The sequence below is a fragment of the Acidovorax sp. 93 genome (genome assembly GCF_003633835.1).
Taxonomy (GTDB): domain Bacteria; phylum Pseudomonadota; class Gammaproteobacteria; order Burkholderiales; family Burkholderiaceae_C; genus Acidovorax; species Acidovorax facilis.
The window spans coordinates 4,710,409-4,732,304 of the sequence record NZ_RBIT01000001.1 but is presented as its reverse complement, the minus strand read 5'-3'; the positions used below and the strand labels follow the sequence as shown (position 1 = coordinate 4,732,304).

General features: G+C 67.4%; 25 protein-coding genes. 12 read left to right on the top strand and 13 right to left on the bottom strand.

Translation table 11 applies throughout. From position 1 onward, the window contains the following. The first annotated feature begins 79 nt into the window (after positions 1 to 79). Positions 80 to 955 carry a gamma-glutamyl-gamma-aminobutyrate hydrolase family protein gene (locus C8C93_RS21570; RefSeq protein ID WP_121508250.1) on the top strand — a complete coding sequence of 292 codons (876 nt, stop codon included), beginning with the start codon at positions 80 to 82 and terminating at the stop codon, positions 953 to 955. 9 nt (positions 956 to 964) lie between these two features. On the opposite strand, the gene C8C93_RS21565 is transcribed toward C8C93_RS21570, so the two are convergent. Continuing rightward, entirely contained in the window at positions 965 to 1,888 is a 924-nt protein-coding gene (locus tag C8C93_RS21565; protein WP_121508930.1) for a LysR family transcriptional regulator, read from the bottom strand. 76 nt (positions 1,889 to 1,964) lie between these two features. On the opposite strand from C8C93_RS21565, the gene C8C93_RS21560 reads away from it, so the two are divergent. The 4 genes from C8C93_RS21560 (at position 1,965) to C8C93_RS21545 (ending at position 5,601) form a co-directional block, all read left to right on the top strand. Further along, positions 1,965 to 2,312 carry a protocatechuate 4,5-dioxygenase subunit alpha gene (locus tag C8C93_RS21560; RefSeq protein WP_121508249.1) on the top strand — a complete coding sequence of 116 codons (348 nt, stop codon included), beginning with the start codon at positions 1,965 to 1,967 and terminating at the stop codon, positions 2,310 to 2,312. A gap of 12 nt (positions 2,313 to 2,324) precedes the next feature. Beyond that, a complete protein-coding gene (locus tag C8C93_RS21555; RefSeq protein WP_121508248.1) occupies positions 2,325 to 3,170 on the top strand; it encodes a class III extradiol dioxygenase family protein in 846 nt (281 codons plus the stop codon). Positions 3,171 to 3,306: 136 nt separating this feature from the next. After that, positions 3,307 to 4,599 carry a putative DNA modification/repair radical SAM protein gene (locus tag C8C93_RS21550; protein ID WP_121508247.1) on the top strand — a complete coding sequence of 431 codons (1,293 nt, stop codon included), beginning with the start codon at positions 3,307 to 3,309 and terminating at the stop codon, positions 4,597 to 4,599. Positions 4,600 to 4,614: 15 nt separating this feature from the next. Further along, positions 4,615 to 5,601, top strand: coding sequence for a TIGR03915 family putative DNA repair protein (locus C8C93_RS21545; RefSeq protein ID WP_233559535.1), 987 nt, complete (start codon positions 4,615 to 4,617; stop codon positions 5,599 to 5,601). Here the strand turns inward: C8C93_RS21545 and C8C93_RS21540 are convergent. Together C8C93_RS21540 and C8C93_RS21535 are read right to left on the bottom strand one after the other, a co-directional pair. Beyond that, positions 5,495 to 6,496, bottom strand: coding sequence for a pyridoxamine 5'-phosphate oxidase family protein (locus C8C93_RS21540; protein WP_121508246.1), 1,002 nt, complete (start codon positions 6,494 to 6,496; stop codon positions 5,495 to 5,497). The two genes, C8C93_RS21545 and C8C93_RS21540, sit on opposite strands and share 107 nt — an antisense overlap. Beyond that, the gene (locus C8C93_RS21535; protein WP_121508245.1) at positions 6,493 to 7,134 is read right to left on the bottom strand and encodes a glutathione S-transferase family protein; all 642 of its coding nucleotides are present in this window, start codon (positions 7,132 to 7,134) and stop codon (positions 6,493 to 6,495) included. Before C8C93_RS21535 ends, C8C93_RS21540 begins: the two co-directional genes overlap by 4 nt. A 116-nt stretch (positions 7,135 to 7,250) precedes the next feature. On the opposite strand from C8C93_RS21535, the gene C8C93_RS21530 reads away from it, so the two are divergent. Both C8C93_RS21530 and C8C93_RS21525 read left to right on the top strand, forming a co-directional pair. Continuing rightward, positions 7,251 to 8,174: a LysR family transcriptional regulator gene (locus C8C93_RS21530; RefSeq protein ID WP_121508244.1), complete on the top strand. Its 924-nt coding sequence runs from the start codon at positions 7,251 to 7,253 to the stop codon at positions 8,172 to 8,174. Positions 8,175 to 8,475: 301 nt separating this feature from the next. Continuing rightward, complete coding sequence (locus C8C93_RS21525) at positions 8,476 to 9,045, top strand: PleD family two-component system response regulator (RefSeq protein ID WP_121508243.1); 570 nt, start codon at positions 8,476 to 8,478, stop codon at positions 9,043 to 9,045. Between the two features lie 59 nt (positions 9,046 to 9,104). Here C8C93_RS21525 and C8C93_RS21520 read toward each other — a convergent pair whose 3' ends face one another. Next, positions 9,105 to 9,698: a TetR/AcrR family transcriptional regulator gene (locus C8C93_RS21520; protein ID WP_121508242.1), complete on the bottom strand. Its 594-nt coding sequence runs from the start codon at positions 9,696 to 9,698 to the stop codon at positions 9,105 to 9,107. A gap of 135 nt (positions 9,699 to 9,833) precedes the next feature. On the opposite strand from C8C93_RS21520, the gene C8C93_RS21515 reads away from it, so the two are divergent. Both C8C93_RS21515 and C8C93_RS21510 read left to right on the top strand, forming a co-directional pair. Then, a complete protein-coding gene (locus C8C93_RS21515) occupies positions 9,834 to 10,670 on the top strand; it encodes an SDR family oxidoreductase (protein ID WP_121508241.1) in 837 nt (278 codons plus the stop codon). A 44-nt stretch (positions 10,671 to 10,714) separates the two neighbouring features. Beyond that, complete coding sequence (locus C8C93_RS21510) at positions 10,715 to 11,848, top strand: thiolase family protein (protein ID WP_121508240.1); 1,134 nt, start codon at positions 10,715 to 10,717, stop codon at positions 11,846 to 11,848. Between the two features lie 13 nt (positions 11,849 to 11,861). On the opposite strand, the gene C8C93_RS21505 is transcribed toward C8C93_RS21510, so the two are convergent. From C8C93_RS21505 to C8C93_RS21480, 6 genes are all read right to left on the bottom strand, one after another. After that, positions 11,862 to 12,338: a peptidylprolyl isomerase gene (locus C8C93_RS21505; protein WP_121508239.1), complete on the bottom strand. Its 477-nt coding sequence runs from the start codon at positions 12,336 to 12,338 to the stop codon at positions 11,862 to 11,864. A 90-nt stretch (positions 12,339 to 12,428) separates the two neighbouring features. Further along, positions 12,429 to 13,508: a pirin family protein gene (locus tag C8C93_RS21500; RefSeq protein ID WP_121508238.1), complete on the bottom strand. Its 1,080-nt coding sequence runs from the start codon at positions 13,506 to 13,508 to the stop codon at positions 12,429 to 12,431. A 288-nt stretch (positions 13,509 to 13,796) separates the two neighbouring features. Continuing rightward, positions 13,797 to 14,165, bottom strand: coding sequence for a DUF1428 domain-containing protein (locus C8C93_RS21495; RefSeq protein WP_055397674.1), 369 nt, complete (start codon positions 14,163 to 14,165; stop codon positions 13,797 to 13,799). A gap of 90 nt (positions 14,166 to 14,255) precedes the next feature. Next, positions 14,256 to 14,750 (bottom strand): DUF1579 domain-containing protein, encoded by a 495-nt coding sequence (locus C8C93_RS21490; protein ID WP_121508237.1) that lies wholly within the window; start codon positions 14,748 to 14,750, stop codon positions 14,256 to 14,258. A 58-nt stretch (positions 14,751 to 14,808) separates the two neighbouring features. Then, entirely contained in the window at positions 14,809 to 15,468 is a 660-nt protein-coding gene (locus C8C93_RS21485; RefSeq protein WP_121508929.1) for a glutathione S-transferase family protein, read from the bottom strand. A gap of 35 nt (positions 15,469 to 15,503) precedes the next feature. Continuing rightward, positions 15,504 to 15,932 (bottom strand): VOC family protein, encoded by a 429-nt coding sequence (locus C8C93_RS21480; protein WP_121508236.1) that lies wholly within the window; start codon positions 15,930 to 15,932, stop codon positions 15,504 to 15,506. Positions 15,933 to 16,069: 137 nt separating this feature from the next. On the opposite strand from C8C93_RS21480, the gene C8C93_RS21475 reads away from it, so the two are divergent. Then, a complete protein-coding gene (locus C8C93_RS21475) occupies positions 16,070 to 16,753 on the top strand; it encodes a TetR/AcrR family transcriptional regulator (protein ID WP_121508235.1) in 684 nt (227 codons plus the stop codon). Between the two features lie 111 nt (positions 16,754 to 16,864). On the opposite strand, the gene C8C93_RS21470 is transcribed toward C8C93_RS21475, so the two are convergent. The 3 genes from C8C93_RS21470 to C8C93_RS21460 form a co-directional block, all read right to left on the bottom strand. Beyond that, on the bottom strand, positions 16,865 to 17,677 hold the full coding sequence (locus C8C93_RS21470) for a cupin-like domain-containing protein (RefSeq protein WP_121508234.1): 813 nt from the start codon (positions 17,675 to 17,677) through the stop codon (positions 16,865 to 16,867). Further along, complete coding sequence (locus tag C8C93_RS21465; protein ID WP_121508233.1) at positions 17,677 to 19,134, bottom strand: metal-dependent hydrolase; 1,458 nt, start codon at positions 19,132 to 19,134, stop codon at positions 17,677 to 17,679. Before C8C93_RS21465 ends, C8C93_RS21470 begins: the two co-directional genes overlap by 1 nt. Positions 19,135 to 19,348: 214 nt before the next feature. Beyond that, positions 19,349 to 20,329: a YafY family protein gene (locus tag C8C93_RS21460; protein WP_121508232.1), complete on the bottom strand. Its 981-nt coding sequence runs from the start codon at positions 20,327 to 20,329 to the stop codon at positions 19,349 to 19,351. 104 nt (positions 20,330 to 20,433) lie between these two features. Here C8C93_RS21460 and C8C93_RS21455 point away from each other — a divergent pair, with 104 nt between their 5' ends. Next, complete coding sequence (locus C8C93_RS21455; protein ID WP_233559534.1) at positions 20,434 to 21,225, top strand: NIPSNAP family protein; 792 nt, start codon at positions 20,434 to 20,436, stop codon at positions 21,223 to 21,225. A gap of 19 nt (positions 21,226 to 21,244) precedes the next feature. Beyond that, on the top strand, positions 21,245 to 21,868 hold the full coding sequence (locus tag C8C93_RS21450; protein WP_121508230.1) for a glutathione S-transferase family protein: 624 nt from the start codon (positions 21,245 to 21,247) through the stop codon (positions 21,866 to 21,868). The last annotated feature ends 28 nt before the right edge of the window (positions 21,869 to 21,896 follow it).

Sequence of the window (21,896 nt, the reverse complement as noted above, 5' to 3'; positions counted from 1 at the left end):
CGGGGGCGGTGCTACAAATTGGTAACCCAAGATTGCATTGATCACACGCCCCGCGCGTGTTCCCTGGAGCCCACCACCCATGCCCGCCGCACCCCGCCTCAAGATTGGCCTGTCCGCCTGCTTTCAACACGCCGACCCCGCCCGCCCGTTGTTCACCGGCAAGACGCTGCAGTACGTCGAGCAGTCCATCGCCCACTGGCTCATGTCGGCCGGTGCCATGGTGGTGATGGTGCCCTGCCCCACGGGCGAGACGGCACGCGGTGACGTGACGCTGGACCACTACGCCGAATGGCTGGACGGCATCGTGATGCACGGTGGCGCCGACGTGTGGCCGGGCAACTATGGCGAGGAGCCCCTGCGCGAAGAGTGGGTGGGCGACCGCGTGCGCGACCTGTACGACCTGGCCGTGGTGAAGGCCTTTGCCCAGGTGGGCAAGCCCATCTTTGGCGTGTGCCGGGGCCTGCAGCTCATCAACGTGGCCTTTGGCGGCGCGCTGTACCAGGACATCGAGACCCAGCACCCTGGCGCACAGCAGCACCGCAACGCCACCACCTACGACCAGCACTTCCACGACATCCAGATCCTGCCGGACTCGCACCTGGCCACGCTGTACCCCAACATGCCACGCGCTCGGGTCAACAGCATTCACCACCAGGGCATCAAGCGAGTGGCGCCCGAGTTTGTGGTCGAGGCCCTGAGCGAGCCCGACGGCGTGCCCGAGGCGATTCGCCTCAAGCCCGCGCCGGGGCGCGGCTACATCGCCGCCACGCAATGGCACCCGGAGTTCCACAAGCAGGGTTCAGACACGCTGGACGACACGGCCATCCTGAATGACTTTCTGGCGGCGTGCGAACAGGCCAAGGCCCACCCACGGCCGGTGCTGCGCCCCGCGCCTTCGTTGCGGGAACGGGCGGCGCGACGGCTGCGCAAGGCGCTGTCACGGCAGCGCGACTGACCCTGCGGGTCAGACTCCTTCCACAGGCAACACAGCGGCCAAGACATCTTGCAGCTGCGCCCGCAGCCAGCGGTGTGCCGCGTCTTGCTGGTAGCGCACATGCCAGATCAGGTACATGGGCAGACTGGGGCAGGCCACGGGCACCGGCACACCCGCCAGCGCGGCCAACGCGGTACGCCCCATCAGCGACGGCGCTGTAGTGAGCAGCGAGGTGCCCCGCACAAACGCGGGCAGCGCGGCAAAGCCGGGCACGCGCACCACCAGGCGGCGGCGCACGCCACGTGCTTCCAGTTGCCGTTCCAGTTCCAGCCCCCGGTGCGCCTCGTAAGCCACCGTGGCGTGGTCCGCCGCCAGGTACTCCGCCTCTGAGGCCGGAGCGCTGCGCACGGCCGGGTCATAGAACACGCGGTATTGGTCTTCAAACAGACGCTTTTGCACGATGTCGGTGCCCTCGGGCGGGCGGGGACTGATGACCAGTTGGCACGCGTCCGAGCGCAGCAGCTCGGCACTGGGCGCGCCGCTGGGCACGATGCGCAGCGTGACGCCCGGTGCGGCAGTGCGCAGGCGCGCGGCCAGCGCGGGCAAAAGCAGGTCGCGCTGAAAGTCGTTGGCGGCGATGGTCAGCTCGGTCTGCCAGGCGCTCGGGTCAAACTCGGCCCCTTGGGCAAACCGCTGCATCTGGTGCAGCATGTCACGCGCGGGCTGGGCCAGGGCCTCGGCCCGGGCGGTGGGCACGATGCCGCGCCCGCGCTTCACAAACAGCGGGTCGCCGGTAATGGCGCGCAGCTTGTCGAGCAGGTGGCTCACGGCCGACTGGGTGACACCCAGGCGCTCGGCCGCCGCCGTGATGCTGCCCGTCTCCAGCACCGCCAGCAGCAGCTTCAGCAGGTGCCCGTCCAGCTGTGATCCATCGAATTTGCTCATGCATTCGATGATCTTGGACCCCTTCATCTTTGGCAATGCCGTCGCGACACTGCGGGCTGACTTACATCAAGCCCCGGAGACTTCCATGCCTTCCCGCAACCCCCCGATCCCCGGCACCACGCCGTTCGATGGCGACCAGGCCCGCAAGGGCTATGCGCTGAACAAGATGTGCTTTTCGTTCAACGACGAGGCCAACCGCAAGGCCTTTCTCGCAGACGAAGAGGCGTACATGAAGCAATACGGCCTGAACGAACAGCAGGCCGCCGCCATCCGCGCCAAGAACGTGCTGCAGCTGATTGCCGCAGGCGGCAACGCCTACTACCTGGCCAAGTTCGCGGGCATTTTCAAGCTGGACATGCAGGACATCGGCGCGCAGCAGACGGGCATGACCAAAGACGCATTCAAGGCCATGCTCGTGGCCGCAGGCAAATAAGGAGACAAACCCATGGCACAACTCATCGGCGGCCTCGGCACCTCGCACATCCCGGCCATTGGCAACGCCATCCACAAGGGCCTGCAAAACGATCCGTACTGGAAGCCCTTCTTCGACGGCTTTCCGCCCATCCGCCAATGGCTGGGCGAGAAGAAGCCCGACGTGGTGGTGATGTTCTACAACGACCACGGCCTGAACTTCTTCCTCGACAAGATGCCCACCTTTGCCGTGGGTGCGGCGGCGCAATACAACAACGCCGACGAAGGCTGGGGCATACCCACGCTGCCGCCCTTCCCGGGCGAGGTGGACCTGTCGTGGCACCTCATCAACACGCTGATCGACCAGGAGTTTGACGTGACCACCTGCCAGGAGATGCTGGTGGACCACGCCTGCACGCTGCCGCTCAAGCTCTTCTGGCCCGAGGGCGATTGCCCCGTGACGGTGGTGCCGGTGTGCATCAACACCGTGCAGTTCCCGCTGCCATCGGCCAAGCGCTGCTACGCGCTGGGCAAGGCAGTGGGCCAGGCGATCAGCAGCTGGGACAGCAACAAGAAGGTGGCGGTGATCGCCTCGGGCGGGCTCAGCCACCAGCTCGACGGCGAGCGCGCGGGCTTCATCAACAAGGCGTTTGACCTGCAGTTCATCGAGAGCCTGACCACCAACCCCGAATGGGCCACGCAGTTCAGCGTGCACGAGCTGGTGGAAAAGACCGGCACCCAGGGCGTGGAATTGCTGATGTGGGTGGCCATGCGGGGCGCCTTGGCCACTGCGAGTGCGGGAGTGCGCCGGGTACACAGCAACTATCACATCCCCATTTCGAACACGGCCACGGCGGTGATGGCCCTCGAAACGGTGTAATCCAGCAATTTTCAGCTGATTTTGGCTGCAAGCGCATGATTTTCATAAGTTTGCAGCTATCAAATCAGGAGCATATTGCCGCTATCGCTTGACCCCAGGCTGGCGTCAGACAATCAAAATACTGTAAATTCATCCAGTGAATTTACAGTCCAAACTCGCCATCCTGGCCGACGCCGCCAAGTACGACGCCTCGTGTGCATCGAGCGGTGCTGCGCCGCGGAACTCGGTGGGCGGGCGGGGCATGGGCTCTACCGAAGGCATGGGCATCTGCCACAGCTACGCGCCGGACGGGCGCTGCATCTCGCTGCTCAAGATTCTGCTCACCAACTTCTGCCAGTACGACTGCCTGTACTGCGTGAACCGCTTGACCAGCAACGTGCCCCGCGCGCGCTTCACGGTCGATGAGGTGGTGCAGCTCACGCTCGATTTCTACCGCCGCAATTGCATCGAGGGGCTGTTCCTGTCCAGCGGCATCATCCAGAGCCCGGACTACACCATGGAGCAGGTGGTGGAGGTGGCCCGCGTGCTGCGCGAAGAGCACGACTTTCGCGGCTACATCCATCTGAAGACCATTCCCGATGCAGCGCCGGAGCTGATGGAGCGCGCAGGCCGCTATGCGGACCGCCTGTCCATCAACATCGAGCTGCCCACGGCCGAAGGCCTCACGGCCCTGGCGCCAGAAAAAGACAGCGCCGCCATCGACCGCTCCATGGCCCGCATGGCGGTGCACATTGGCGAATCGCGTGCGGCCCGCAAGGAGCAAGCCGCGCAGACCATCGTGTCCATGCCGCAGTCGCGCACCACACTCCGCGCCAGCGTGCCGCACTTTGCGCCCGGCGGGCAGAGCACGCAGATGATCGTGGGGGCGGATACGACCAACGACCGCACCATCCTCGCCACCAGCGCGCGGCTGTACGGCGTGCACCGGCTGCGGCGCGTGTACTACTCGGCCTTCAGCCCCATCCCCGACGCGGCCCGCGCCCTGCCACTGGCCGCGCCACCCACGGTGCGCGAGCACCGGCTGTACCAGGCCGACTGGCTGATGCGCTTTTACGGTTTCACCCACGACGAGATCGTGCCGCCCAGCCAAGGCAACCCAGGCAGCCAGGCCGGCATGCTGGCGCTGGACATGGACCCCAAGCTGGCCTGGGCGCTGGCGCACCGCGAGCGTTTTCCGGTCAACCTCAACACCGCCCCGCGCGAACTGCTGCTGCGCGTGCCCGGCTTTGGCGTGCAGACGGTGGACCGCCTGCTGGCCGCGCGCCGCGTGCGGCGCCTGCGCCATGCGGACCTGGCGCGGCTGCACGTGCCGCTGAAGAAAGTGCTGCCCTTTGTGGAGGCGGCCGACTACCGCCCCGGCCGTGCGCTGGACGCTGCCGACCTCGCCGCGCAGTTGACGCCGCCGCCGGTGCAGCGCAGCCTGTTCTGAGCCGGAGCGACCCGCATGCAGCGCCACACCATCACGCTGGACCACGCCACCGACTGGCAAGGTTTCCGCACGGCTGCACGCGCCCTGGTGCAAGCCAACGTGCCCCCGCAGGCGGTGGACTGGCGCTGCCAGGCGGATGCCGCTGAAGACCTGTTCGCGCCCGAGCCTGCTGCCAGCCACACCTTGCCCAGCCCAGCCCCCGATGCGCCCACGCTGCGCGTGCCCCCCGACTTTGTGCACCTGTGTGAGCAGCTCATCCTGCACAGCGACCCGGGCCGCTTTGCGCTGATGTACCGCCTGCTGTGGCGCATGGCGCAGGGCGGCCATGAAGCCGACAGCGCGCGGCACGACCCGCTGGACGCCGACCGCATGTTGGCCCACCACATGGTCCGCAGCGTGCGGCGGGACATCCACAAGATGCACGCCTTTGTGCGCTTCCGGCCCGTGGTGGAACCCGACGGCCAGACCCTGCACATGGCCTGGTTCGAGCCCGACCACTACATCACCGTGGCCAACGCGGGCTTCTTCATCCGCCGCTTCACGCAGATGCGCTGGGCCATCCTCACGCCCGACGCCAGCGTGCGCTGGGACGGCCAGCAGCTGCACACCGGCCCCGGGGCGCAGCGCAGCGACGCGCCGCCGCCCGATGCGGGCGAGGCACTGTGGCTCACCTACTACCGCCACATCTTCAACCCCGCGCGGCTCAAGCTGGCCATGATGAAAAAGGAGATGCCCACGCGCTACTGGCACAACCTGCCCGAGGCGGCTCTCATCACCGAGCTGGCGCAGACGGCGCACGAGCGCAGCGGGCAGATGGTGGAAGCCGAAGCCACAGTGCCGCGCAGGCGGATCGCGGAGACACCGACCCGGGCGCGGCGCGCGGGGGGCGCACCGCTCAGCCCAGCGCCGCCTCACGCATCACCCGGAACTGGGGGGCCGATACCGGCGGTGTCCAGCGCCACGGCAGCACCAGCGGCCGCCACAGGGCGCGCAGCACTGTGAGGCGCAGCACACGCTGTGCACCGGGCCAGGGCGCACGCGCTGCGCTGTCCCACAGCACCTCGGCCTGCGCGGCAATGTGCAGCAAGCCGCCCTCTTCATAGTCCACCACCAGCAAGCCTGCCAGCGGGTGCAGGGCGAGGTTGCCCAGGGTGTTGAAGAACTGGTTGCCAGGGTAGTCCGGCAGGCTCAGCACCACGCCGGCCTCCGTGTGCGCCACCTGCACAAAGCATGGCTCGCCGCCTCGGTGTGATACATCCACGCCTTCGCTGTGCCCGGCACCAGGGCGTGGCGCCGAGGCACTGGCAATGAACAGGGTGTCGGCACGCTGCACGCGCGCGATGGCGGCGGTGTCCAGTCCGGCGCCCAGCCACTGCACCGGGCCCGGAGCGGCCAGCGCACCGCGCAGGCCTGGCTGCCTCGCCTGGATGTATTTGGGGCAGTTGCCAAAGCTCTGCACCACCTGCACGTCCAGGCCGTTATCGCCAAACGCTGCCACCCGCCCGTTCATGCGGTTGCGCCGCCGCGTGTGCGGCTCCAGCCCCAACACGCCCACGGCCGCGCCTGGCGACAGGTGTGGGAGCACCGGGTCCTGGGAATCCGGCGCGGTCGCGATCTCCATGCGCTGCGCATCGGGGGTGTGCACAAACCCGGGCGGTCCGGCAAGCATCGTGGCCCACGGCTGGCCTTCTTCATCCAGCGTCCCCAGCAGCAGGGTGGGCAGCTTTTCAAACAGCTCGCGGTGCTGGTCGGGCATGTGATCACGCAGCACCATCGCACCCACGGCCGCCATGCGCTCGCGCACGCCCACGCGCGCCTGCAGGGCCTGCTCACCGGGGTGGAATGCCTCGGGCGGCACCGGCACCACAACCGATGCAGCGGGCACGGTGGCTGTCATGCCGCCACCTGCTCGGCAGCGGGCAGCTGGTCGGCCAGCACCGGATAGCCCGGCAAGGCCTGCATGCGCGCCACCCAGGCCGCAATGCGCGGGTAGGCATCCAGCGGCAGCCCCGCCAGGTGGGCCTGCGAGGTGTAGCTGACCATGGCCACATCGGCCAGGCTGGGCGCAGCGCCCCCGAGCAACCAGGCACGCCCCTGCAGTTCGTCCTCCATGAAGGCGAGCAGGCGCTTGCCGGTGGCCTGCGCCACCTCGTTCACGGCACGGCCCGTCAACGTCGCAAAGCGCGGCCCCCCGATGCCCGGCGCCAGAAAGCCCGCCGCCAGGCTGAACCAGCGCTGCAACTGCGCCTGCCCCACGGCGTCTTGTGGCAGCCAGACGCTGCCGGGGGCGTAGCGCTGCACCAGGTACACCAGGATGCCGTTGCTGTCGCACAGCACCTGGCCTGCATCTACCAGCACGGGCACCTGGCCCAGCGGGTTGAGCGCCAGAAACTCCGCACGCTGGTGTTCGCCGCGCAGCAGATTCACATCAATCAGTTCATAGGGCAAGCCGAGCAGGGACAGCATCAGCTCCACGCGATGGCAATGGCCCGAGATGGGCATGCGGTACAGCTGGAGCGGGGTGGTAGGGAGCATAGCGAGGCCTCGTCGGGGGTGAGTGAAAAGATGGCTCGACGATAGCTATTGCAAAATGCGATGTGAATAACCAATCACCGCTTTTCATAATTGCGGCATCCGCAATAATGGCTCGCATGGACTACCTCGACACCTTGCGCTGTTTTGTGACCGTGGCCGATGCGGGCGGCTTTGCCGTGGCAGGCCGTTGGCTGGGCTGCTCCGCCACGGCCGTCACGCGCGCCATTGCGGCGCTGGAGGCGCGGCTGGGTGTGCTGCTGTTCCAGCGCAGTACGCGTTTGGTGCGGCTCACCGAAGCGGGCGAGCGCTTTTTGCAAGACTGCCGCCCCATCCTGAACGACCTGCACGAGGCCGAGCAGGCAGCCAGCGGCGCACAGGCCGAGGCCCAGGGGCTGCTGTCCATCACCGCACCGCAGATGTTCGGCATCCAGCACGTGGCGCCCATCGTGCAGGGCTTTTTGCACGCCCAGCCGCGTGTGCAGGTGCGCACGCTGTTCGTCAACCGGCTGGTGCATTTGCTTGATGAAGGCATGGACGTGGCCATCCGCATCGCGCACCTGCCTGACTCCGGCCTCACTGCGGTGCAGGTGGGCGCGCTGCGCCGCCTGGTGGTGGCGTCACCCGCCTACCTGGCGCAACACGGCGAGCCCCGGCACCCCGACGAGCTTGCCGCGCACCGCGCCATCGGCTTCTCATTCGATGCGCGGGCCGTGGCGCCCTGGAAGTTCAAGGACGGCGCCACGGGCCAGCCGCAGTTTGCGTGGATCAGCAACAGCAACGAGGTGGACATCGCCGCGGCCGAAGCAGGCCTGGGCCTCACGCGCTGCCTGGCCTACCAGGCCGCCGCCAGCCTGCGCGCGGGGCGGCTGCGCATCGTGCTGGCCGAGCACGAACTGCCGCCCGTGCCCGTGCACATCGTCTACCCCGCCGGGCGGCGGGCGCCGGCCAAGGTGCGCGCGTTTGTGGAGTTTGCGCGCGAGCGGCTGGCGGCAGAGCCGGTGCTGCGCGGGCGTGGGCTGGTGCGCGGCGGTGCGCAGTGACGGGCCATACTTCGAGTATTTTTGGCCTCTAGCGCCTATCTATCAAGCGCTGGTAGCTATCAATTTTGAAGTTTTTGCGGGGCGACGTTGTTCGACTGGGATGGGACCGTCGCCCGCTCTTTCAGCATGACACGGAACACGCCGCCCGGAGCGGCGGCCGCATCTGGAATACTTGCGCCCTGTGGACACGAGATGTGCGAACGCGCCCGTCACTCACCCATCCAGCGGCCATCCGCTGGAACCCAGCGAACGCAATGACCCGCCGCCCGCCATCCAAGAACGAAAGAAACGAGACAGCACCATGAGCATCTTCGACCGGCTTCTGGGCAGTGTGCGCAAACCGACGGGGAAGCCCGAAGCCCCCCCCTTGCCACCAGCGGCACCCGTGGAACGCCGCCAGCGCAAACGTGTCAACGCCCGCAAGGGCACCACGGTGCTGATCATTGACGACTCGCCGACTGTTGTGGCCGTGCTGCGCAAGGCACTTCGATCTGCAGGCTATGACACCCGCGAGGCGCTCGACGCCGAGCAGGGCCTCGCCCTGATCGCAGAGGAAGCGCCCGAACTGATCTTCCTCGACATCATCCTGCCGGGCATGAACGGGTTCAACGCGCTGCGCGCGATCCGCAAATTGCCCGCTTCGCAGCACATCCCCGTGATCATGATCAGCGGCAACGAGCATGCCACCGAGCAGTTCTACGCCAACCGCATCGGTGCAGACGACTTCATGAAGAAGCCGTTCTCGCGCCACGAGATCTTTGCCCGCATCGAGGCGCTGCTCGATGAGCAGTTCGTCCCCCGGCGCAAGGTGGACGCCGCGCCAACGTCCCCGCCCACTGCGGCCGCTCCAGCCACGCCCACCGCGCCCTGACATGCAGGCCGATCGCGCCGCTTTCTTAGCCGCGATCACATGAACAGCCCTCCAGGGTCTCAAGCTGCAGGTGGTGCACAGACGCGCAGCGCCGCCGCCGTGGCCTGCAGGATCTCGTCCGAAAAGTCCGGATCGTCCACCGCACGCGCCAGCACCATGGCGCCGACCATGCTCGCGTAGTCGGCCAGCGCGCGCTGGCGTTTGGCCGCCTTGGTGCGGCCGGGCATCAGCGTAGCCAGGGCGTCCACCTGTTTTTGCACCCCATCGGTCACGGCCTGCCGCACGACGGGGCCCTGGCGCGCGGCGTCGCTGCCCAGCGCGGCCAGCAGGCAGCCGTGGCCGGGCGCGTCGCGATGTCGGGCTGACAGGTAGGCAGATTCCACCGCTCCCAGCGGGTCTTTCCCGTTGTGTGCAGCGTCGCGCGCCAGCGCAGCCCAAGCGGTGTGCAGCTTGCCCAGCGCGCGTTCGGTGGCCTGCGCCATGAGGTCGTCCTTGGATGCAAAGTGGCCATAGAAGCCACCGTGCGTAAGCCCCGCGCTCTTCATGAGGTCGGCCACGCCAATGCCATCGAAACCTTTCTCACGGAACAGCTGCGCGGCCGTGTCAAGGATGCGCTCGCGGTTTTCTGCCATCTGTTCCTTGCTGACTTTCATCGCATTCCCCTTGTTTGCTGCGCTGTCTGAAATCATCCGCTTGACATTTTAAATGATGGTCGTCATATAATTTAAACATGATGATCATCATGTAAAACATCTTTCGCCTTTTTCTGTTTTCTTCAGGAGCCTTTCATGTCCACTGCTGCATCCCATTCATCCCGCACCTCTATGCCCTCCCTGGGCACGGCTGTTGTCACCGGCGCATCGTCCGGCATAGGAGCGGTGTATGCCGACCGCCTGGCCCGGCGCGGCTATGACCTGGTGCTGGTGGCCCGCGACGCTGCACGCCTGACGGCACTGGCCGAGCGCCTGGCCCGCGAGACCGGCGTGCACACCGAGGTGCTGCAGGCCGACCTGACCAACCCCGCCGACCGGGCCCGCGTGGAGCAGCGCCTGCAGTCGGACGCCAGCATCACCTTGCTGCTCAACAACGCAGGCATGGCCGTGAGCGGCACGTTCCTCGAGTCCGACATCGATGCGGTGGAACGCATGATTGCGCTCAATGTGGTGGCGCCCACGCGGCTTGCAGCGGCCGTGGCCAAGGGGTTTGCAGCACGCAAGGCGGGCACGCTGATCAACATCGCATCGGTGCTGGCGCTGGTGCCCGAGATGTTCAGCGGCACCTATAGCGGCACCAAGGCCTATGTGCTCAACCTCTCCAAGTCACTGCAGGCCGAACTGGGCAGCCACGGCGTGCGCGTGCAGGCTGTGCTGCCGGGCGCTACACGCACGGAGATCTGGGACCGCGCGGGCACACCCATCGCCCACCTGCCGCAAGAGATGCTGATGGATGTGGACACCATGGTGGACGCCGCGCTGGCAGGCCTGGACCAGGGTGAAGAGGTGACCATCCCGTCGCTAGAAGCCGTGCATGAATGGACCGCACTGGAAGACGCCCGCCGCGCGCTGGGCCCCTTCCTGTCGCTGCGCGACCCGGCACGCCGCTACCTGGCCGCCGCTGTCGCCTAACCCGCAACCCACCGCACCAAACGTCACCCCCGAAAGGCATTGCCATGAAAGCCCTGATCACCGCCTATGCCCGCTCGCCCTTTCACTTTGCGCGCAAGGGCGCGCTGGCCGGCATGCGCCCCGACACCCTGGCCGCACAGGTGGTCTCCGGCCTGCTGAAGCGCACCGGCATTGACCCCGCCACACTCGAAGACGTGATTGCAGGCTGCGCCTACCCCGAGGCGGCGCAGGGCAACAACATCGCGCGCATCGTGTCGCTGCTCGCGGGCCTGCCGCAGGAGCTGGGCGGCATGACGGTCAACCGCTTCTGCGGCTCGTCCATGTCAGCCATCCACATCGCCGCCGCGCAGATCGAGGCGGGCCTGGGCGAGGCATACCTGTGCATCGGCGTCGAGTCGATGACCATGGTGCCGCAGGGCGGCTTCAACTTCTCGCCCCACCCCGCGCTGTACGAACACAGCGACGCCTACATAAGCATGGGCGAGACGGCCGAGAACGTGGCGCAACGATACGCGGTGACGCGCGCCGACCAGGAGGCGCTGGCCGTGGCATCGCACCGCAAGGCGGCCGCCGCGCGCGATGCAGGCCGCCTGCAGGCCGAGATCGTGCCGATCACGCCGGCATCCGGCGACATGGTGGCGCAGGACGGATGCATCCGCCCTGGCACCACGCCCGAGGCCCTGGCCGCGCTGCGCCCTGCGTTCAGGGACGATGGCGTGGTCACCGCAGGCACCTCTTCGCCACTGACCGACGGCGCCGTGGCCGTGCTGGTCACCACCGAGGCGTATGCCACCCGCCACGGCCTGGCGCCCCTGGCCCGCATCCTGGCTATGGCGACTGCGGGCGTAGACCCCGCCTACATGGGCATGGGCCCGGTGCCCGCTACGCGCAAGGCACTCGCGCGCGCAGGCATTGCAGCGCAAGATCTGGATGTGGTGGAAATCAACGAAGCGTTTGGATCACAGGCCCTGGCCTGCATCCGCGAACTGGGCCTGCGCGAGGACGCGATCAACCTGGACGGTGGCGGCCTGGCCATCGGCCATCCGCTGGGCGCCACAGGTGCGCGCATCACCGGCAAGGCGGCGGCGCTGCTGCAGCGGGAGAAGGGCCGCTATGCGCTGGCAACGCAGTGCATAGGCGGCGGGCAGGGGATTGCGACGGTGCTGGGGGCCGTGTAGCAATCTGTCGTGATCAGTGCTGGTGTCCGTGCACCCCGTGCACATGCCGGTGTGCAATTTCTTCAGCACTGGCAGCGCGCACTTCGGTGACCTTGCAGCTGAACTTCAGCGCCTGCCCGGCCAGCGGGTGGTTGCCGTCCAGGTGCACTTCGGGGCCCTTGATCTTGACGACGTTGAACAGGGCGGGCTGGCCGTCAGTGCCCATGCCCTGCAGCTGGCCGCCCACCTTCACGCCCGGGGGGAACTCGGTCTTGGGGATGGTGCGCACCAGGCTTTCGTCGCGGGCGCCGAAGGCGTCTTCCACGGCCAGGTCCAGCGCGGTGGTGAAGCCGACGGCCTGGCCTTCGAGGGCGGCTTCGACCTTGGGGAAGATGTTTTCATAGCCGCCGTGCAGGTATGACAGGCTGCCCGCGTCCAGCGGCTTGCCCTGCGGTGTAGTGACCTTGTACGTGATGGTGACGGCGGTGTCTTTGGTGATGGTGGTGGCCATGGTGGTATCTGCTTGCGCTAAAAGCGTGCATTGTCCACGAGGCGCCCGGTGGCCGCCGGGCACCTCGGGGGCGGGGCGCGCCGCCCCGGCTTACGCGCCAGCCGTCGCCTCTGCCGGCCGCTCTTCTTCCGCCTGCCCCGGATACCGCGCAAACCGCCGTGCCTCGGTGCCATGCACCGGGTCCTGCTGGGCCCAAGGCCACCCGCCGAACTGGGTGCGGCGGTAGTCGTTCATGGCCTGCATGATCTCCGCCTGCGTGTTCATCACAAACGGGCCGTACTGCGCCACGGGCTCGCCAATGGGGCGGCCCTGCAGCACCAGGCATTCGACGGCGGTGGTACCGGTGTTGGTCAGGGTCCAGTCCTCGGTGGCCCGCACCTGCAGCGCGGCGTGGCGGTCCACGTCTTGCGGGCCGACGCGCAGGCTGTCGCCCACAAAGAAGTACAGCATGCGCTGCGTGGTCTCACCCTTCGCCGCAGGCAGTGTCCATTCAGCACCGGGCTCCAGGTGCAGCGTCCAGATGGCGACGTCGCCTTCGGGCTGGGAGGCCCAGGATTCGGGCGGCGGCGACAGCGGATCGGGCGCGCCGGGCAGCGCACCGGCCACCACTGTCACCGTGGTGGCGCGGCCTGCAGCGTCGTGGTGCACCAGGCGCGGGATGCGCTCGTTCCATAGCATGGTGAAGTGCGGCGCCACCATCTTGTTCTTGGCAGGAAGGTTCAGCCAGATCTGAAAGAGTTCGAGCGGGTTGGGCTCGGTGGCGTCGAGCAGCGGGAACATCTCCGAATGCACGATGCCCTTGCCGGCGGTGACCCACTGCACATCGCCACCGCCAAAACGCGCGGCTGCGCCCAGCGAATCGGAATGGTCGATGAGGCCCTTGCGCACCAGCGTCACCGTCTCAAAACCCCGGTGCGGGTGGCCCGGAAAGCCCGGCACGGTGTCGCCGTGGTACATGCTCCAGCCGTCCTTGCCGCTGAAGTCGCTGCCGATCTGGCGGTCTTCAATCGGCACGGCGGGGCCGAACGCTGCGTTGCCTGCCGGGTAGGCATCGTCGTGGTGGGCGCAGAAAAGAAACGGGTCGAGCGTGGGCCACTGCGGACCGAGCAGCTGGGCGCGCACGATGGGCACCAGAGCGGTGCTTGCTGCAGCAGGTGTGGGCGACGACATACGGGGGCTCCTCATGTTGTGCACCGCCACGATCGGGCGGTATGCCTGTGGAATATGGAGCCTATGGTGCCTGAGCAGAAGTGCTGTGGGTGGAACAGTGCGATGCGGCGGGCAGGACAGTGGGGGCTTTGCACCGCGTGCTCTTACAGAACACATAGGGATGACCTGCATAACTCCCTGCGGTCTGTGATAGCGCAGCCTCGGGCGGGTTGTGCAGAACATCCCTGGCCAAATCCGGCCCTGGCGCTTGTCCACCAAGCACCGATTGCTATCAGTTTCGACGGCTGGTCAAGCCTTCACCTCCACCACCTGCTCGAAGCCGCCGAAGATCATGCGTTTGCCATCAAAGGGCATGGGAGGGTTGCCGGGTTGGGACGGGTCCATGCGCGGGTCTTCCATCATCTTCTTCATGCCCGCGTCGCGCGTGGCTTTGTCGGGCCATTCGACCCACGAAAAGGCCACCGTCTCCTCGGCCGTGGCCTGGACCGCGCGGCGGAAATCGGTGACTTTGCCGTCGGGGACGTCGTCGCCCCAACCTTCGATCACACGGATCGCGCCCAGCTCGATGAACATCGCGTCGAAATGGCGCGCGTGCTCAATGAACTTCTGCTTGTTGGCGGTGGGGACCGCGATCACGAAACCATCGATGTAGGACATAGCTTGACTCCTGTGAGGTTGACCAAGGGATGCGCCCGCCTGTGGGCGCCACGTATTCGTTCGGCGGACGCGGACCGGGGCCCGCCCCCATCACTTGCGCCGGTACGTTGCCTGCATCATCTGCGACCAGCTGCCATCCGGCTGCAGCCCGAACGATGTCAAGGTGCGTTCGTTTGCGCTCACCAGCGTGATCACGTCGCGGTAGCGGGCGGTCTTGCCGTCGTCCTTGAAGCTCGGGCCTTCGGTCTCCAGGGTCAGCACCTTCTGGTCGGCATCGAGCGTGCCTTCGTACACGAACATGTGGGTCATCATCGAGCCCACCCAGGTGCCGCGAAACACGCTCTTCTCGGCGTCGTAGCCCAGCGTCATCAGCATGTGGGCTTCGCCCCCGCCGGGCATGGTGCCCGTGCCTTCGCACAGCACCCACAGGTCGCCCAGGGCGCGCACATGCTCGGAGCCGGTGGATTGCTCTTGAGCGGGGGCGCCGGACTCGCCGGGTGGAGCGTCGCAGTTGGCGTCGCTGGTCCAGTCGCCAATCAGCTGCTGCAGCCAGCGGTGCATGGCGTGGGGTTCGGCATTCATCATTTCGGTCTCCTTGGTGGTTGGGGTTTGGCAATTCAGTCAGCTTGGGGGGTCGATCCCGTCAATCACGGTCTGGCGCCCCGAGCGGAAAGTAGTGGCGGTAGGGGCGGCCGCCCTCCACGGCTTGCGCAAATGAGGGTCGCGCCAGCAGTCGCGCGCGGTAGGCGCGCAGCAGGGGGTAGCTGGCGGCAATGGGGTGCGTCCAATCGGCATAGAACAGCGCGGGCGCCGCTGCGCAGTCGGCCATCGTGAAGCCGTCGCCCGCAGCCCAGGTGCGGCGGGCCCATTCGCCTTCCAGCCATGCATAGGCCTTCTCCAGCTTGTCAGCGGCCCAGGCCACGCCGTCAACGCGCTTGGCGGGGTCGCCAGTCAACGCAGCGTTCACCGCGTGCTGGACGGGCGCCATCACGTGCAGGTCAAAGAACCGGTCCATGAACCGCACCTGCAACGCCGCTGCAGGGTCGGCCGGTATCAGCTGCACAGGCCCCGGGTGGGCCATCTGCAGGTGCTCGATCACGATGCTGCTCTCCACCACCGTGTGATCGCCATCCACCAGAAGCGGAAACTTTGCCAACGGCCAGCGGCGCAGCCATTCGGGCGCATGGTTGCCCGGCGCAGCGGGGTCGAGATTGCGCAATTCAAAGGGAGTCCCGTTTTCATACAGCGCAGTCAGCACCTTCTGGGTGTACGACGAGAAAGGGTGTCCATAGAGGGCAAGCATGGCCGTACCTGTGTTGGGGCTCTGGTGCGCTTCGCTCATTCGGGCGCCACCACCATCCACGGCACGCCGAAGCGGTCGGCCACCATGCCGAAGGCCTGCGAGAAGAAGGTCTTGGCCAGCGGCATCTGCACCTGGCCACCGTCGGCCAGCGCATTGAACAGGCGCTGGGCCTCCGCTTCGCTCGCGGGGCTCAGCGCCAGCGAGATGCCCTGGAAGCTGGCCTTGCCCGACCCCATGCCGTCCGATGCCATCAGCGTCGTCTCGCCCACGGTGAATTCGGCGTGCATGACCATCTCGGGCGTGGGGCCTGGGCCGCTGCCGTCTGCGCAACCCTGTCCTGCTGCGGGCTCGGGGTTGTCCTTGTAGCGCATGAGGGTGCCGACCTTGGCGCCCAGGGCGCTGCGGTAGAAGTCCAGCGCTTCCTCGCAACGGCCTTCAAACATCAGGTAGGACTCGACTTTCATGGGGTCTCCTTGCAAACCAGGCCGTTCATCGCATGAAGGCCTGGGAGGGTCATAAAAAAGAAAGTGTCCACCTAATTGTGAACACCGTCCACAAACAATAGCAAAGATAATGGACAGTGTCCACATCCAAGTCCGCCATGCCCGTAACCAATCGCAACGCCCCCGCCGCTAGCACTGCCAAGACTGCCAGCGCAGGCCCCGCCCCGCGCGCCACCTACCGCCATGGCGACCTGCGGCGCGCGCTGCTGGACGCCGGTGTCGAGCTGGCCCGACAGGGTGGCCCCGACGCTGTGGTGCTGCGCGAGGCCACACGCCGCGCGGGGGTGGCGCCCAACGCGGCCTATCGCCACTTTGCCAACCGCGACGATTTGCTGGCCGCCGTGCGCGCCGCCGCCGTGGCCGCTGCCGCGCACTTCATGGAGGCCGAACTGGCCCAGGTACCCTCCACCGGCACCCGCACCGAACAGGCCCACGCCAAGGTGCGCGCCGTGGGCGCAGGCTACATGCGGTTTGCGCATGCCGAAACGGGCCTGTTCCGCACCGCGTTCGGAGGCCGCTTCACCGTGCAGACCTATCCCGACCCGACCATGGGCGGCGCTACGGGCCTCAATCCTTTTCAGCACCTGAGCGCCGCGCTGGATGACCTGGTCACCGCTGGCGCTCTGCCACCCGAGCGCCGCCCCGGCGCGGAGTACCTGGCATGGTCCACCGTGCACGGTATGGCGCTGCTCAGCATCGACGGGCCACTGCGCGGCACGCCGCAGCCCCTGCTGGACGGGCTGGGGCAGCGGCTGCTGGACATGGTGGAGCGGGGGATCTAAGAGCGGCTCACAAAACTCAGCGCAGCGGCCCTGGCTAGGCGTTCCGTCGCAGGCAGTACAAGCGGTACGACAAGACGGAACAACGACGCCAGGGGAGTTTTGTGAGCCGCTCTAAACCCGCGCCGGATGGCAGGTGCAATGCCCACGTCGCCACAGGCCCGCCAAGTGCGCCCCCTGCACAGCCTGGCGCCACGCCCACTGCGCGTACACCGTCGTGCGGGTGCCAAAAAACCCGCTCAGCAACACGCTGGGGGTGTGGTTCACCACTTCATGCCACCAGCGCGCGGGCACATAGAGCACGTCCCCGGGCTCCAGATCCACCACCCAGGCGTCGCCTGCAACAACACCTCGGTCCACCACGGCATCAGCATTCAGTGAAGCCAGGGCCGCCCAGCGGTCATGCTTGGCGGCAACGGCACCCAGCCGCTCCACCGCCCCGGGGCGCAGCAGATAAAAGCGCTTGCGCCCCACCAATTGCACGGCAAGGTTGTCGAGGTAGTCGTGGTGCAAGCCCGTTCTGGCCCCTGCGGGGCCGATCCAGGTCTGGGCATCGTGCAGTGCCCCCGGCGGAAACAGCTCCTGCGGACGCACATCGGCGCGCAGCGTGGGAAAGGCACCCAGAAGGTTGAACTCCTTGAGGTACAGCGGCGCTTCGCCTGCGGTGGCGGGGCCTTGCAGGGACTGGAGATAAGCGCCCAGAGTGGAAGGCTGGAACACGGTGGCGCCCAGCTCGCGGTTGCCCTGCACCAGCCGCACGGGCAGGTCGGGGGCCAGCGCCCCCAGGCGCTCCCAGGTCCACTTCGCCACGGCAGGCCAATGGGCCGCGCGCTGGCGCAACACACAGGGCTCGCGGCGGCCGACGGCCTCGGCCACGGAAGCTACCTGCGCGCCCAACGGCTCCCACGCGCTTTCATGGTCTGCCATCACAGCACCCTGGCCATGCAGCGTTGCATCCCCCGCAACCAGGGCAGCGGCACATGGCGCCACAGCGGCGCCAGGGACGACAACGGGATGCGCCCCCGCACCACCACCCCGTAGTCCAGCGACGCGGCATGCGGAAAGTAGTCTGGCTTGCAGGCCACGATGGTCTTGAAGCCCTTTTGCCAGTAGTAGCGCAGCTGCGGGTCTTGCGGCATGCCCCGGCGGGTGGCGTAGACGTACGACTCCACCGGGGCATGGGTCTCGCTCCTGCGCCAGCGGGCCAGGCCCGGCACGGGCGAGCCCAGGTAAATCTGGCGCCAGCCAGCCTTCAGCGCACGCGGCCAGAAGAACGCAAAGATCGCCTCCACCCCTTGCGGGCTGACGCTGCTCAGACTGATGCCAAACAGGTCACGGCTGGGCTGTGCCCCGTCCTGGCTTCCAACCTCCGCGCAATCGGCCCAGGTGCGGGCGCTTTGCAACTGTGCCGCTGAAATGGGCTTGAGGAACAGCGAGGCCAGCGCCTCGCCCGTGCGCGGGCAGAACGCCCCCATGCACAGCTGCGGGTGGGCCGCGATGCGGTGCGCCATGGCCTGCGCGCTGGCGGCCTGGTCGTCGCTCCACTTCCGGTGCTCCAGCACCAGCAGGCGGGGAATGTCGTGGGCCTGCAGTGGGCGCACTTCGATGCGGGTCTTCTCTGCGTTTTGACCCGCGTGCGGCGCTGGCACCAGGCGGTGCAGCGGCAGCCCGTAGCCCAGCCACCCCATCGCCATGCGGGCCAGGCCCATGCCCTGCCGCAGCACAAACTCCGCCGCAGACCGGGCACCACCACCCCAGGTCAACCGGCCCTGCGCGCGATCGGTCTGAAAGAAGTCCCAGGTGTGGCGCGCCACATCGCCCAGCAATATCAAGGACGCCAGCACATACAGCCCCAAACGGCGCCCATAGCCCACCTGGCCCACCTCATTGAGAAGGCGCAGCGCCACGCCATGGTGCGCCACCTCTTCTTCGCAGTGCCAGCGCCACAGGCTGGACTGGCGGGACGCGTTGTGAACCAGCCAGCCCTCACCGCGCAGTGCCTGGCGCGAGATCAGCGCTGTCAGGTATTCCAGCGCCGCCGCCAGGGCCAGGCGCTCCTTCCAGGCCAGGGCCTGCTCCAGGCCCTGCACGGCGCGCTCGATGCGCGCCTCCAGGGCCACGGCGTTGTAGCCCTGGGCCGCCAACTGCGCGTTGTACAAGCGGTGCGCGCGCTGGTGGGCGCGCTCCTCGCGCACGAACTGGGCCACCTCTTCCTGCAAAGGTGCCCCTTCGGGCAGGCGCGTGGCAGCGTCTTCCATCGCCCGGATCACAAACTGCTCCCCCGAGGGCAGCAGCAGCGAAAACGCATTGAACAAATACGAACGAAAGGGGGTCTGGTTCCAGAACCGCTCGGACGCCCCCGACACCACCATCACTGTTTGCATCACCGCAGGCCATTGTTAAAGCCTGTCGAAGGTAGTGGGGGTACGTGTCGCGCATGTGACACCTCCAACACCACCCAACCGGCAGGGCGGCTGCAGTGGCAGGGCACGGTCTGCATTGAAGTGCCTGCTCAGTTTCAGAAGATTTTTAGGCCCTAGCGCTTATCTACATTGCGCAAACAGCTACAACTTTAATAGCAATTCCCTACAACCCATATCACGGCAATCCATACAGGCGCGCCGTGGCCACCACCCGCTCCATGAGCGCGCGGCGCAACGCCACAGGCTGCAGCACCTCCACCTGCGGAGACAGCCGCATGAGTTGCCCACAGGCGTGTTCCACCGACTCAATGGGAATGGTCACGGCCACGCGCCCGTCCTTGCGGCGGGGCGGCGGGGCCGCAGCCACCGCGCGGGCCACGGCGCTGCTGAGCGCGCGCAGGCCCTTGAGCCCGGCCGGTGTGGCCAGCAACGCCGCCTCGCCGGTGTGGATCCCTGCTTCAAAACGCTGGATCGACTGCGCCCAATAGCTGGCCAGGTCAAACCGCGCCGGGCGGCGCACGGGTGTGGCCAGCGCCGTGGCAGCCCGGATGTTCGACACGCGGTAGGTGCGCGGTCCGCCTTCTGTCGTACCGGCAGGCCCTGCCACCAGGTACCAGACACCCGCCTTGAGCACCAGCCCCAGCGGGCTCACCGTACGCTCCACCGTGTCGGCCCAGCTCTCGTAGCGCATCGCGATCTGGTGACCGCTCCACACCGCAGCGGCCACGGTGGGCAGGTGGGGCGTGGGGTCGCTCTCGCGGTACCAGTCCACCGGGTCCAAATGCAGGCGGGTGCTCACGCGCTGGGCGTCTTCGCGCCACGAAGCGGGCAGCGACGACAAAAGCTTCAGCCGCGCGCCCTCCACATCGCCGCCCAGCCCCAGGTCCTGCGCGGGCCCGGGCAGGCCGCTCAAGAACACGGCCTGCGCCTCGGAAGGCGTGAGCCCGGTGAGCGTGGTCTTCCAGCCTGGCAGCAGCGCAAAGCCACCGTTGCGCCCACGCTCGGCATAGATGGGCACACCGGCCGCGCTGAGCTGGTCCACATCGCGGTACAGCGTGCGCACCGAGACCTCCAGCGCCTCGGCCAGCGCCTGCGCACTCATGCGGCCCTGGGTTTCGAGCAGCATCTGAAGGGACAACAGGCGGCTGGCGCGCATGGGCAGGCAGGTTGTGCGGGTAACTGGGGGGTACTAGGGTGAAGGCGAAAGATAGCGCAAATACCTGCCATAGGTTGGCAGGTATTGCGGCGCAGACTCCGATCATGAGCTTGTCTTACCCCCACGAACCCGGAGCCCGCATGCCCACCGCCGACCACCACCCCATCGTCGAACTGCGCCAATACACCCTGCACCCAGGGCAGCGCGACGCACTGATCGACCTCTTCGACCGCGAGTTCGTTGAAACACAGGAGGCCCATGGCATGCGCGTGCTGGGCCAGTTCCGCGACCTCGATCAGCCCGACCTGTTTGTCTGGCTGCGCGGCTTTGCCGACATGGACGCACGCCGCCGCGCGCTCGAAGCCTTCTACGGCGGCCCCGTGTGGGCGGCGCACCGCGCTGCCGCCAACGCCACCATGATCGACTCTGACAACGTGCTGCTGCTGCGCCCCGCGTGGCCCGGGGCGGCGTCCACGTTGCCGCAACACGCCCGGCCCGCGCCGGGCGCCACAGGCACTGCGGCGGGTGTGCTGGACGCCACGGTGTTCTATCTGCACGAGCCCGCCACCCCGGCCTTGCTGGACTATTGCCGCCACCGCATGGTCCCCGTGCTGCAGCGCGGCGGTGCGCGCCAGGTGGCGTGGTACAGCACCGAAGCCAGCCCCAACACCTTTCCCCGCCTGCCGGTGCGCGCGGGCGAGCATGTGCTGCCGGTGCGCGCGGGCGAGCATGTGCTGCTGGGGCTGGCGCTGTTTGGCGATGCAGCGGCGCTGCAGTCCTTTACCAACAGCGGCGCCTGGGCGCGGGACATAGCCCCGGGCCTTGCCCCCTGGCTGGCCCGGGCGCCCGAGACGCACCGGCTGCAGCCCACGGCGCGCTCGGCGTTGCATGCCTGATCGGAAAGGAGAAGAGCCCATGTCCACACCCGCCTCCCTGCTGCTGTACGGTGCCGCAGGTTCCGGCCATTCGTACAAGGTTCGGTCGCTGCTTTTACTGACAGCCACCCCGCACCGCTACCAGCCCATTGCGCTCGATACGCCCCGGGCCGAGCGCCCCGCGGACTTTGTGGCAGCCAGCCACTTCGGTGAAGTGCCGGTCCTCGTCGATGGCGGCAGCGCCTATTGCCAATCCAATGCCATCCTGCTCCATCTGGCGCAGCGCACCCGCGCCTTCTGCGGCGCTGCGGCGGAAGGGAGCGCCATCCTGGAATGGCTTTTCTGGGAGACGAACCGCATTGGCTTCAGCGTGCCCAACCTGCGCTTTGCAATGCGCTGGGCGCCACAGCCTGGCGAGGTTCTGACCTACCTGCGCGCACGCGCCATCGCAGACTTGGCCACGCTGAACGAAACACTCGCAAGCTCGGAGTTCCTGGTGCCTTCCGGCCCCAGCATCGCAGACCTCGCCTGCTCGGCCTATCTCTTCTGGCTGCCCGAAGCGGGCCTCGCCGCCGAAGACTTCCCCCATGTGTCGCGCTGGCTGGACTCCCTGCGCGCGCTGCCCGGCTGGGTTCATCCCGACGAGGCCATGGCGTCGCCCTGATCCTTCTCCCCTCACGCAACCCCATCAC